This is a genomic window from Rivibacter subsaxonicus, from assembly GCF_004217215.1.
GTDB classification, from domain to species: Bacteria; Pseudomonadota; Gammaproteobacteria; order Burkholderiales; family Burkholderiaceae_C; genus Rivibacter; species Rivibacter subsaxonicus.
On record NZ_SHKP01000004.1, the window covers coordinates 767,388 to 779,498 of the forward strand.

General features: G+C 69.4%; 11 protein-coding genes. 8 read left to right on the plus strand and 3 right to left on the minus strand.

The features are described 5' to 3' along the window. The first annotated feature begins 218 nt into the window (after positions 1 to 218). Together EV670_RS03500 and EV670_RS03505 are read left to right on the plus strand one after the other, a co-directional pair. Positions 219 to 1,418, plus strand: coding sequence for an acyltransferase family protein (locus EV670_RS03500; RefSeq protein WP_130430408.1), 1,200 nt, complete (start codon positions 219 to 221; stop codon positions 1,416 to 1,418). Between the two features lie 108 nt (positions 1,419 to 1,526). Then, a complete protein-coding gene (locus EV670_RS03505) occupies positions 1,527 to 2,108 on the plus strand; it encodes a lipid-binding SYLF domain-containing protein (RefSeq protein ID WP_130430409.1) in 582 nt (193 codons plus the stop codon). A gap of 39 nt (positions 2,109 to 2,147) precedes the next feature. On the opposite strand, the gene EV670_RS03510 is transcribed toward EV670_RS03505, so the two are convergent. Then, entirely contained in the window at positions 2,148 to 3,092 is a 945-nt protein-coding gene (locus EV670_RS03510) for an autotransporter domain-containing protein (protein ID WP_130430410.1), read from the minus strand. Between the two features lie 76 nt (positions 3,093 to 3,168). After that, positions 3,169 to 4,173: an XdhC family protein gene (locus EV670_RS03515; RefSeq protein WP_130430411.1), complete on the minus strand. Its 1,005-nt coding sequence runs from the start codon at positions 4,171 to 4,173 to the stop codon at positions 3,169 to 3,171. A gap of 497 nt (positions 4,174 to 4,670) precedes the next feature. Here EV670_RS03515 and EV670_RS03520 point away from each other — a divergent pair, with 497 nt between their 5' ends. The 6 genes from EV670_RS03520 to EV670_RS03545 are packed head-to-tail and all read left to right on the plus strand — an operon-like array spanning position 4,671 to position 11,001. Next, positions 4,671 to 5,144, plus strand: a complete 474-nt coding sequence (locus EV670_RS03520) for a (2Fe-2S)-binding protein (protein ID WP_130430412.1) — start codon at positions 4,671 to 4,673, stop codon at positions 5,142 to 5,144. Between the two features lie 11 nt (positions 5,145 to 5,155). Continuing rightward, a complete protein-coding gene (locus EV670_RS03525) occupies positions 5,156 to 7,510 on the plus strand; it encodes a xanthine dehydrogenase family protein molybdopterin-binding subunit (protein WP_130430413.1) in 2,355 nt (784 codons plus the stop codon). Between the two features lie 24 nt (positions 7,511 to 7,534). Continuing rightward, entirely contained in the window at positions 7,535 to 8,326 is a 792-nt protein-coding gene (locus tag EV670_RS03530; protein WP_130430414.1) for an FAD binding domain-containing protein, read from the plus strand. Next, entirely contained in the window at positions 8,323 to 9,240 is a 918-nt protein-coding gene (locus EV670_RS03535) for an AAA family ATPase (protein ID WP_130430415.1), read from the plus strand. Before EV670_RS03530 ends, EV670_RS03535 begins: the two co-directional genes overlap by 4 nt. Positions 9,241 to 9,244: 4 nt before the next feature. After that, positions 9,245 to 10,456, plus strand: a complete 1,212-nt coding sequence (locus EV670_RS03540) for a vWA domain-containing protein (RefSeq protein WP_130430416.1) — start codon at positions 9,245 to 9,247, stop codon at positions 10,454 to 10,456. A gap of 5 nt (positions 10,457 to 10,461) precedes the next feature. Continuing rightward, the gene (locus EV670_RS03545) at positions 10,462 to 11,001 is read left to right on the plus strand and encodes an SRPBCC family protein (protein ID WP_130430417.1); all 540 of its coding nucleotides are present in this window, start codon (positions 10,462 to 10,464) and stop codon (positions 10,999 to 11,001) included. A 4-nt stretch (positions 11,002 to 11,005) separates the two neighbouring features. Here the strand turns inward: EV670_RS03545 and EV670_RS03550 are convergent, their stop codons facing one another. Next, on the minus strand, positions 11,006 to 12,085 hold the full coding sequence (locus tag EV670_RS03550; RefSeq protein ID WP_130430418.1) for a substrate-binding domain-containing protein: 1,080 nt from the start codon (positions 12,083 to 12,085) through the stop codon (positions 11,006 to 11,008). Between the last annotated feature and the right edge of the window lie 26 nt (positions 12,086 to 12,111).

The window sequence follows — 12,111 nt, forward strand, 5'->3', positions numbered from 1 at the left end:
CTTTGCCGTCAACCCGCGCTCGCACCGACTGGCGGACACGCCACGCCATGCCTTGCGGCACGCCGGCCAGGCACCGACCATGGCGCGCGGCTGGATACAGTCGCGGCTCGACCACCTGAGCTTCTTCATCCGGGCCTGCATCGCGACGCTGCCGGTCGTTGCCACGGTGGCGATGCTCGCTCCCTGTCTTCGGCCGCAGATGGCCCGATCTCTCGCGCATGAAACCCGACACAGCCTCGAACCTTGCTCCGGCGGATGCCGGCGCGCCGACCCAGGGCCGGCGCCTGCTCTCCCTCGACGCCTTCCGCGGCTTCACGATTGCCGCGATGCTGCTGGTCAACGACCCCGGCGACTGGGGCCATCTGCATCCGCCGCTGGCGCATGCACGCTGGGACGGCTGGACCTTCACCGACCTGGTGTTTCCGTTCTTCCTGTTCATCGTCGGCGTCTCGATGACGCTGTCGCTCGGCCAGCGCGCCGTGCAGGGCGGCGACCGGCGCACGCTGGTCCTCAAGCTGTGGAAACGGGCGCTGACGATCATCGTCATCGGCCTGCTGCTGAACCTGGTGCAGAACTTCGACCTCGCCGGCATGCGCGTCCCTGGCGTGCTGCAGCGGATCGGGCTGTGCATCCTGCTGGCCGCGCCGATCGTGGTCTACGCCGGCCTGCGCCAGCAGGTGGCCTGGATCCTCGGCCTGCTGGCCGGCTACTCGCTGCTGATGTTGCTGGTGCCGGCGCCGGGCGCCGACGGCGTGCTGCGCGCCGGTGCGCTGCAGCCGGGACAGGACCTGGGCTCCTACCTCGACCGCTTGCTGCTCGACGGCCACCTCTGGAGCCAGTCGAAGACCTGGGATCCGGAGGGACTGCTCGGCACGCTACCGGCCCTGGCCAGCACGCTGCTTGGCGTGCTGGCGGGCCGCTGGCTGGCCGGCAGCGCGCCGCCTGCCGAAAAGACGGCCTGGTTCTTCGTTGCCGGGATCGCCGCGCTGGTGCTGGGCATGGTGCTGGGCCTGGTGCTGATGCCGATCAACAAGAGCCTGTGGACGCCGTCCTATGCGCTGTTCATGACCGGCTGGGCGCTGGTCTATTTCGGCACCTTCTACTGGCTGCTCGACGGCCAGCCATCGGCGGCCTGGCGCGCGACGGCGGCGCGCTGGTTCAAGCCCTTGGTCGTGTTCGGCATGAACGCGCTGTTCCTGTTTGCCCTGTCGGCGCTGATCGCCACTGCCGGCTACACGCTGAAGATCACCCGCACCGACGGCAGCGCGGTCACGCTGCAGCAATGGCTGTACGCGCCGATCCAGGCGTTGCCGATCGCGCCCGAGAACGCCTCGTTGCTCTTCGCGCTGTGCTTCGTGAGCTTCATGTACCTGATCGCCTGGGGCATGTGGCGCAAGCGCTGGTTCGTGAAGGTGTGAGCGGTGCGCCTACGAACGTGGTCCCGGTCGGCGCCCGCTTCCAGTCTTGACGCAGGCGGGGCCGAGGCGTATCACCCGGGCTCCCAACCAACGGAAGGAGAACGCGCCATGCCCAAACCGTCCTTGATGTCGTCCAGCCTCGTGCGTGCCGCTGCAGTGGCATTGCTGCTCGGCGTGCCGGCCACTGCCGTCCTTGCTGCCGACCCCGCCGCACAACGGGCCGAGGTCAGGAAGATGTGCGACGAGGCGCTGGCCACGCTGTACAAGAGCAAGCCGGAACTGCAGGCGCGCATCGCCAAGGCCGCCGGCTATGGCTGCTTCTCGAGCTACGGTGTCTCCTTCATCGTCGGCGGGGCCGGCGGTCGCGGCCTGGTCCACCCCACTGGCGGCAAGGAGGTCTACATGAGCATGGGCCAGGCCTCGGCCGGTCTCGACATCGGCATCAAGGACTATCGCGAAGTGCTGGTGTTCAAGGATGCGGCGACGCTGAACAAGTTCATCGAATCGGGCTGGGAGTTCGGCGGCCAGGCCGGCGCCACCGCCACCGCCAAGGGCAAGGGCGGCACGACCGAGATGGGCGAGATGGCGACCGGCCCGATCGAGGTCTACCCGATGACCAAGACCGGCTTGGCGGCCGGTGTCTCGGCGGCGGGCCGCAAGTACTGGAAGGACAAGGAGCTCAATCCCTGAGGCCGCCGAGCGAACGCGGCCGGCCCGGCCGGCAGCGACTCAGAAGCTCAGCGCCAGCCCGAGCGACCAGCCCGTGACGTTGGGGCCGAACTTGTAGCGCAACACCGCGCGCCAGCGGGTTGCCCAGACGTCGTAGGCGCTCGAGTCGAGTTCGAATCCGGCACCGACCGAGTTGAGCTGGTTGAAGCCGAGGACGCCGGCATCGGGGCCGAGAAAGCGGGTGTGGGCGTACTCCAGCACGTAGCGCACCGGGCGCTGCAGCGCGGTCATTCCGGTCGGCGCTCGCCGGCGCGCCCACAGCCCCACGCTCTGCGCGCTCGCGCTGCCCTGGACCGCCTCGTTGCTGCTGCCGTAGCTGCGCAATTCGACATCGGTGTAGCGGATCTCGAGATCGAGATCCTGCTCGGGCGAGAAGGATTCGTAGTCGAGCATCAGCGAGCCGCCGAGGCCGTAGGCGTTGAGCCTGCCGCCGTCGATGAAGTCCAGATCGAGCTCGGTGTTGCTCTCGACGAAGAACTTGGCCACGCGCAGATCGCTGGCCACGTAGCCAAGCGTGAAATTGAAGATCGGCCGCACGACCCAGTGCTCGGAGATCGGGAAGTCCCAGCCGATGCCGCCGGTGGCGGTGACGGTGTTCCAGCGGGCCGGGAGCACGCGCTGTTCGGTGCCGTCGGATGCGACGAAGACCGGGTCGTAGCGCGAATAGGCCGCATTGCCTTCCAGGTACAGCGGTGTTTCGCGGCTCCAAGTGAAGCCGCCGCCGAACTGGGTCATCCAGATGCCCGGGTTCTGGCTCTGGGAATTGGTGATGGACAGCGAACTGGTCGTGACATCGGGCGCGACCGTCAGCGTCATCAGCGACATCACGCCGTTGACGTGACTCTGCATGTCGACGCCTTCGGTCCTGAACTGGGCTCGCGCCGGGACCGTGATCAGGGCTGTCAGTGCGACAAGAACCAGCAGTGGCGGCCGCAACCAGCGCATCGGGACTCGGGCGAGGGACGATGCAGCGATCGTACCGAAGCCGCGGTCCGCGGCCGAGGTCAACGCGCAACGGCCATCAGAGCGAGCAGCCGGCCTCCGGCCCAGAAGCGGCGGCGGGCGGCAGTGGTTCGGGAATGCGGTAGCCGTAGCGCTCGGCGGTGAGCTCGGCCAGGATCGCCACGGCGATCTCGGGTGGCGTGCGCGCCCCGTTGCGGATGCCGACCGGGCCATGCAGGCGCTGCAGTTGGGCCTCGCTGATGCCGAAATGCTCGCTCAGCCGCTCGCGCCGCTTGGCCTGGTTCAGGCGCGAGCCGATCGCGCCGACATAGAAGGCATCGCTGGCCAGTGCCTCCATCAGCGCCAGGTCGTCGAGCTTGGGGTCGTGCGTCAGCGCGATGACGGCGGTGTGGCCGTCGGGCCGCAGCTCGCGCACCACGTCGTCGGGCATGCCCTTGAGCAGGCGGGCGCCGGCCACGCCGAAGCCGCCGGCGTGCTCCTCGCGCGGATCGCAGACCAGCACCTCGTAGTCGAGGGCGCGTGCCATCTCGGCCAGGTAGGTGCTCATCTGGCCGGCGCCGATCAGCAGCAGGCGCCAGCTCGGGCCGTGGGTGCTGAGCAGCGTCGCGTCATCCACCACCAGCGTCGCGCCGGGTGGCGCCGGCGCCAGCGTGACCGCGCCGGTGGCGAGGTCGAGCCGGCGCTGGACCCGCTCGCCAGCCGCCAGTCGCGCCAGCAGTGCTTCGATTTGCGAGGCTTCGCCGATCGGCTCGAGCACCAGTTCCAGCGTGCCGCCGCAGGGCAGGCCGAAGCGCGTCGCCTCTTCTGCCGAGACGCCATAGCGCACCCGTTCAGGGGCCGTCAGCGCCAGCGCGCCGCGCTGGATGCGCTCGATCAGGTCGTCCTCGATGCAACCGCCCGAGACCGAGCCGGCGATGCGGCCGTCGCCGCGCACTGCCACCAGCGAGCCGATCGGGCGCGGCGCCGAGCCCCAGGTTCGGGTGATCGTGCCCAGTACCGCGCGCTGGCCATCGGCGCGCCAGCTGGCGATCTCTCTGAGGACCTGGAGGTCGACGTTATCCATGGGGTATTGGCGATGCTTGCACACATTGGAGCCGATGCGCGGATCATCTGCCGGCGCAGGGAAATCTGGGGCCTGTTAACGCTACCGGAGGGGTCGCGTGACCCAGGAAACAAAGGCCATCAAGGCGCAAAGCGCAGCCGGGGTCGGCCCCCGGCGAGCTTTGCAACGCCGAGGGCCGCAGTTTCCTGGGATCACCCTTCGGGCCTGGGTCGCGCAGGCCGCAGGGCGGCGTTGCTCGGTCGTTGCGTGCATGAGCACGCGTCCTTCCTCGCGCCTACCCCTGCGGCCTGCGCGGCCCGGGCGCGAGCCCTCCGGTAGCGTTAACAGGCCCTAGGCCGCCTGGGTAACTTCCTAAGGGTTTGCATCATGCATCCACGGACCGGCACGACTCCTAGCATCGAAGCGAATCGGCGCATTGGCGCCGTCGTTCTTTTGCGCTCCGGCACCCGCGCCGCGACGCCTTCCGCAGCCTCAGCCAAACCAGCCAAGGAGACGATATGGGCACCCCGATCTCGTTGAAAGTGAACGGCAAGTCGGTCAAGCGCGAGGTGGCGCCGCAGACGCTGCTGGTGGAGTTCCTGCGCGAGACGCTGCGCCTGACCGGCACCCACGTCGGCTGCGACACGGCGCAATGCGGCGCCTGCACCGTGCACATCAACGGCCGTGCGGTCAAGAGCTGCAGCCTGCTCGCGGTGCAGGCCGACGGCGCCGAGGTCACGACCATCGAGGGCCTGGCCGCGGCCGACGGCACGATGCATCCGATGCAGGCGGCCTTCAGGAGCTGCCATGGCCTGCAGTGCGGCTTCTGCACCCCGGGCATGGTGATGAGCGCGGTCGACCTGGTGCAGAACCATCCGCACAGTTGCGACGCCGAGGTGCGCGAAGGCCTCGAGGGCAACATCTGCCGCTGCACCGGCTACCAGAACATCGTCAAGGCGGTGCGCGAAGGCGCGACTGCCATGGGCGTCTGAGGAGCACGACCATGAACGCACGCCAAGGTTTCATCGGCCAGCGGGTCGAGCGCAAGGAAGACGCGCGCTTCCTCACCGGTCGCGGCCAGTACACCGACGACATCACGCTGCCGCAGCAGAGTTATGCCTACTTCCTGCGCTCGCCCTACGCGCACGCGAAGATCAAGAGCATCAGCACCGACGCCGCCAAGGCGGCCGATGGCGTGCTCGATGTCTTCACCGGCGCGAACTTCCGCGAGGTCGGCGGCCTGCCCTGCGGCTGGCTGATCACCAGCATCGACGGCACGCCGATGAAGGAGCCCAAGCACCCGATCCTGTGCGACGACAAGGCGCTCTATGTCGGCGATGCGGTCGCGCTGGTGGTGGCCGAGACGCTGGCGCAGGCCAAGGCTGCAGCGCTGCTGATTGATGTGGACTACGAAGAGCTCAAGCCGGTGGTCGACACCGCCACCGCCAAGGGCGGGGCCGGCGTGCCGGTGCACGACGCTGCACCCGACAACGTCTGCTACACCTGGGCCATCGGCGACAAGGCGGCGGTCGACGCTGCCGTGGCCGGTGCCGCCCATGTGACCAAGCTCCAGTTTCGCAACAACCGGCTGATCCCCAACGCGATCGAGCCGCGCGCGGCCAACGCTTCTTACAACCCGAGCGACGAGAGCTACACGCTGCATGTGGGCAGCCAGAACCCGCATGTCCACCGACTGCTGATGTGCGCCTTCGTGCTCGGCATTCCCGAGCACAAGCTCAGGGTGGTCGCACCCGACGTCGGTGGCGGCTTCGGCTCCAAGATCTTCCTCTACGCCGAGGAGACCGCGATCACCTGGGCCAGCAAGCGCGTCGGCCGGCCGATCAAGTGGACCGCCGACCGCAGCGAGGCCTTCCTCACCGATGCCCACGGCCGCGACCATGTCACCACCGCCGAGCTGGCGATGGACAAGGATGGCAAGTTCCTCGCGATGCGGGTGGATACCACCGCCAACCTCGGCGCGTACCTGAGCACCTTCGCCTCGAGCGTGCCGACCATCCTCTACGCCACGCTGCTCGCCGGCCAGTACGCGACGCCGGTGATCCATTGCCAAGTGACCGGGGTGTTCAGCAACACCGCGCCGGTCGATGCCTACCGCGGCGCCGGACGACCCGAGGCGACCTACGTGGTCGAGCGCCTGGTGGAGACCGCGGCGCGCGAGATGAAGATCGAGCCCGCCGAGATCCGCCGTCGCAACTTCATCAAGAGCTTCCCCTACGCCACGCCGGTCGGCCTGACCTACGACACCGGCGACTACGAGGCAACACTCGCGCGCGCCCTGGACCTCGCCGATGTCAAGGGCTTCGCCGCCCGTCGCGCCGCGAGCGAGGCCAAGGGCCTCAAGCGCGGCCTCGGCATGAGCTGCTACATCGAGGCCTGCGGCCTGGCGCCGAGCAACATCGCCGGCGCACTCGGCGCGCGGGCCGGCCTGTTCGAGGCCGGCGAGGTGCGGGTCCATCCGACCGGCAAGGTCACCGTTTTCACCGGTAGCCACAGCCACGGCCAGGGCCACGAGACCACCTTTGCCCAGGTCGTGGCCGACAAGCTCGGCATCCCGATGGACGACGTCAACATCGAGCATGGCGACACCGGCAAGGTGCTGTTCGGCATGGGCACCTACGGCTCGCGCTCGCTGAGCGTGGGTGGCACCGCGATCGTCAAGGCGGTCGACAAGATCATCGCCAAGGGCAAGAAGATCGCGGCCCACCTGATGGAGGCGGCCGACACCGACATCGAGTTCGAGAACGGCGAGTTCAAGGTTGCCGGCACCGACAAGAAGGTGCCCTTCGCCGCGGTCTCGCTGACGGCCTACGTGCCGCACAACTACCCGCTCGACAAGCTCGAGCCGGGTCTCAACGAGAACGCCTTCTACGACCCGACCAACTTCACCTATCCCTCGGGCAGCTACCTGTGCGAGGTCGAGGTCGATCCGGCCACCGGTGTGGTGCGAGTCGAGCGCTTCACCGCGGTCGACGACTTCGGCAACGTCGTCAACCCGATGATCGTCGAGGGCCAGGTCCATGGCGGGCTGGCGCAAGGCATCGGCCAGGCGCTGCTCGAACACGGCGTCTACGACACCGAGAGCGGCCAGCTGCTGACCGGCAGCTACATGGACTACACCATGCCGCGCGCCGACGACTTCCCGAACTTCACGGTCGAGACCGCGAAGGGCACGCCCTGCACCCACAACCCGCTGGGCGTCAAGGGCTGCGGCGAGGCCGGCGCGATCGGCTCGCCGCCGGCGGTGATCAACGCGATCTGCGACGCGATCGGCGTCAAGGACCTGCCGATGCCCGCCACGCCGCACCAGGTGTGGAAGGCCATCCACGGCGCTCGCTGAACAACCAGCTTCGAGGAGATTTCCATGGAAGCCTTTGCCTTTTCCCGTCCGGCCGCGGTGGCCGATGCGGCGCGCTCGGTGGCAGCCGCCGACAGCAAGTTCGTGGCCGGTGGCCAGTCGCTGCTGGGCGCGATGAAGCTCGGTCTGGCCGCGCCCTCGGCGCTGGTCGACCTTGGCGGCATCGCGGAGTTGCGTGGCATCACGGTGGCCGGCGGCACGGTGACGATCGGCGCGATGACCACGCACGCCGCGGTGGCGGCGTCGAAGGAGGTTGCGGCGGCGATCCCGGCGCTGGCCGCGTTGGCCGGCAACATCGGCGATCGCCAGGTGCGCAACCGCGGCACCATCGGCGGCAGCCTCGCCAACAACGATCCGGCCGCCTGCTATCCGGCCGCGGTGCTCGGTCTCGGCGCGACGATCCACACCGACAAGCGGACCATTGCCGCCGATGACTTCTTCAAGGGCCTGTACGAAACCGCGCTGGCCGACGGCGAACTGATCACCAAGGTCAGCTTCCCGGTGCCGAAGAAGGCCGCCTGGCAGAAGTTCAAGCAGCCGGCTTCGCGCTTCTCGATCGTCGGCGTGTTCGTGAGCCAGGGCGCGGGCGGCGTGCGGGTCGCGGTCACCGGCGCCGGCGCCGGCGTGATGCGGGCCAAGGACATCGAGGCGGCCCTGACGGCCAGCTGGACGCCGGCGGCCGCGGCCGGGGTCAAGGTCTCGAGCGCCGGCCTCAACAGCGACCTGCACGGCTCGGCCGAGTACCGCGCCGCGCTGATCCCGGTGCTGGCCGGGCGCGCGGTGGCCGCGGCGGGATGAGCACAGCCGCCGCGCTGCCGGCGAGCATCGACGAAACCCAGGCGCGGCTGCTCGAACACGATTACGTCGCCAGCCGCGAGCTGGCGACCACGGTGTTCCTCGCGCTGCGCCTGCAGCGGCCGCTGTTCCTCGAGGGCGAGCCCGGCACCGGCAAGACCGAGATTGCGCGCACGCTGGCGGCAGCACTCGGCCGGCCGCTGATCCGGCTTCAGTGCTACGAGGGGCTCGACCTGGCCGGCGCCGCCTACGAATGGAACTACGCGCGCCAGATGCTCGAGATCCGTCTCGCCGAGGCCTCGGGCCAGGAGCGTGACCGGCTCAGCAGCAACCTCTTCTCGCGCCGCTTCCTGATCGAGCGGCCGCTGTTGCAGGCCATCGACCCCCACCAGAGCGTGGCTCCGGTGTTGCTGATCGACGAGCTCGACCGCGCCGACGAACCCTTCGAGGCCTTCCTGCTCGAGGTACTGGCGGACTTCCAGATCACGATTCCCGAGCTCGGCACGATCAAGGCCACCCACCCGCCGATCGTGGTGCTGACCAGCAACCGCACGCGCGAGATCCACGACGCGGTCAAGCGGCGCTGCCTCTACCACTGGGTCGATTTCCCGGACGCGCAGCGCGAACTCGCGATCCTGCAGCGCCGTGTGCCGAACGCGCCGCTGGCGCTGGCTCGGCAGGTGGTGGACTTCATCCAGCGCCTGCGCGGCGTCGAGCTCTACAAGCTGCCCGGCATCGCCGAAACCATCGAGTGGACCCGGGCGCTGCTCGAGCTCGACGCGCTGGTGCTCGACCCGGCCACGCTGCAGAACACGCTCGGCGTGCTGCTCAAGTACCAGGACGACATCGCCAAGGTCCAGGGCTCGGAGGCGGCGCGTCTGCTGGCCGAGGTGCGCACGGCCACGCACGGCGCCTGAGACCATGTTGCCGGCCACCACCGCCGAGCAACTCCCGGGCCACCTGGCCGAGAACGTGATGCACTTCGGCCGCGTGCTGCGCGCGGCAGGGCTGCCGGTCGGCACCGACCGCGTGCAGCTGGCACTGCAGGCGCTGCAGGTGGCCGGCCTCGAGAGCCGGCGCGACTTTCGCACCACGCTCGCCGCCTGCATGGTCGATCGCGCCGAGCACCGCGCGATGTTCGACCAGGCCTTCCACATCTTCTGGCGCGACCCCGACCTGCTCGGCCGCGTGATGGCGATGCTGCTGCCGCGCGTGCAGGGTCGCGAGGCGGTGCCACCACCTCCCGAGAACCGGCGCCTGGGCAACGCGCTGTTTCCGCAGCAGGGCGAGCGGCCCGCTCCGCCGAAGGAAGAGACCAAGCTTGAGCTCGACGCGAGCCTGACCTGGAGCGAGCAGGAGCAACTGCGCAAGCAGGACTTCGAGACCATGAGTGCCGCCGAATGGGCGGCCGCGAAGCGGCTGTTGCGTGGCATGAACCTGCTGCTGGAGCCGCTCGCGACGCGCCGCTTCGAGGGCGCCGCGCGGCCGGGTCGCGTCGACTGGCGCGCCACGCTGCGTTCGATGGGCCGCCATGGCGGCGAGCTGCCGCTGCTTCGCTTTAAGCGGGTGCGCGAGCGGCCGGCGCCGATCGTGCTGCTGGCCGACATCTCCGGCTCGATGAGCCGCTACTCGCGCATGCTGCTGCACTTCGCGCATGCGCTGTCCAGGGCCAATACGCGTGTACAGAGCTTCAGCTTCGGCACCCGGCTGACGCCGATCACGCGCGCGCTGCGCGAGCGCGATGCCGACCTCGCCGTGGCGCGCGTCTCGCACCAGGTGCAGGACTGGTCGGGCGGCACCCGGCTGGCGGCCTGCCTTCATCAGTTCAACCAGCGTTGGGCCCGGCGCACGCTCGACAGCCGCACCACCGTGCTGCTGGTGACCGATGGCCTCGAGCATGGCGACGTGGCACAGCTCGGCTTCGAGGCCGAGCGCCTGAGCAAGAGCTGCCGCCGGCTGATCTGGCTCAACCCTCTGCTGCGCTACGAGGGCTTCGAGCCGCGCGCGGCCGGCATCAAGGCACTGCTGCCACATGTGGACCGGCTGCTGCCGGCGCACAACCTCGACAGTCTCGAAGCACTCGGCGTGCTGTTGTCTGGCCGGCCCGAGCCGATTCACAGACGGCTATCCTGAACATCATGGAACTCAGCAACCAACAAGCCCTCCCCGTGTCGCAGGCAATCGCCTGGGACGCCCTCAACGACACCTCGCTGCTGCAGCAGTCGATCCCCGGCTGCGAGGCGATCAACCCGATCGGCGAGAACGAGTACGAGGTGCTGATGACGGCCGCGATCGGGCCGGTGAAAGCCAAGTTCAAGGGCAAGCTGAAGCTGTCGGACATCACGCCGCCCGAGTCCTACACGATGGCTTTCGAGGGGCAGGGCGGTGCCGCCGGGCACGGCAAGGGCACGGCCACCGTACGGCTCGAGGCTACCGGGCCTGACGACACGCTGCTGCACTACGCGGTCACGGCCAGCGTCGGCGGCAAGATCGCGCAGGTCGGCTCGCGCCTGGTCGACATGGCGGCGCAGAAGATCGCCGGCGACTTCTTCGGCAACTTCACTGCGGTGCTGCAGGCGCGGCATCCGCGGGCCGTTCCCGCGGGCGTTGAGCTCGCGCCTGCGCCAACCAGCGCCTGGGCGCGCTTCATGGCCTGGCTCAAGCGCGTGTTCGGCTGAGGGATCAGCCCTTAGGCGCGTACTGCCACCAGGGCAGGACCTTGGTGAGCGACAGCACCGTGCCCGGCTGCGACGGGGCGTAGCCGGGCAGGGTGGCGAGTTCGGCGGCCCAGGCACTCGACCCCAGCAGCGCGATCAGCCGCTGCAGCGCCGGCTCCACGAGCAGCGACTTGAGCGTCACCAGGTAGTAGCGCTCCTGCGCGATCGGCACGAAATGCAGGCCGGCGGCCTGCGCCGCGGCCTGCAGTCCGAAGGCCACGTCGGCCGCGCCGCTGGCCACCGCCTGCGCGGCGGCGCCGTGCGAGGGCTCGGTCAGGGTGTCGGCCGGTGTCTCGAGGCCGGCCTGCGCCAGCAGTTCGTCGAGCAGCACGCGGGTGCCGGTACCCGGTGCGCGGCCGGCGCGCCGCAGCGCGGGCCGCACGAAGTCGCGCAGGCCGTCGATCGCCAGGGGGTTGCCGGGTGCCGTCATCAGGCCTTGCGTGCGTTGCGCGAATCCGATCAGCTTGTGCAGCCCCGGCTTGAGCCTGGGCCGGTAGGCCCGCGCGCTGGCCGATCCGCGCGCGGCGCCCTCGCGCACGTGAAAGCCGGCGAGCTGGCAGCGGCCTTCGTTCAGCGCGGCCAATGCATCCAGGCTTCCGGCAAAGCCCAGGTCGAGGTGGAGTTGCTCGCGCCGCGCCAGATCGCGCAGCAGCGGCAGCGCCTGGTCATGGCTGGCGCAGACCGAAAGCACGTCGATGCGGTCGTCGAAGGCGTCGGCGAAGGCGCTCTCGAGCTCGCTGCGCAGGGCCTCGATCTGCGGCGCCAGCCGCGCCTGCGCACGTCGCTCGGCCCACAGCAGCTTCTCGCCGAAGGGCGTCAGCGTCGCCGGTTGGCCCTTGGCCCAGATCACGAGCTCCCGCCCGAGTTCACCCTCCCAGCGCTTGAGTTCGCCCCAGACATGGCGGTACGAGAGCTCCTGCAGCTTGGCGGCGGCCGAGATCGAGCCGCTGCGATGCAAGGCGTCGAGCAGGGCGAACAAGGGGTGGTGGACGGCGGCGTCGACGCGCTCGCGCCTGAGGGTGTAGCTGAGGTCGATCCTATGCATCGAGGTTCATATCGCCAGTGGGGTGG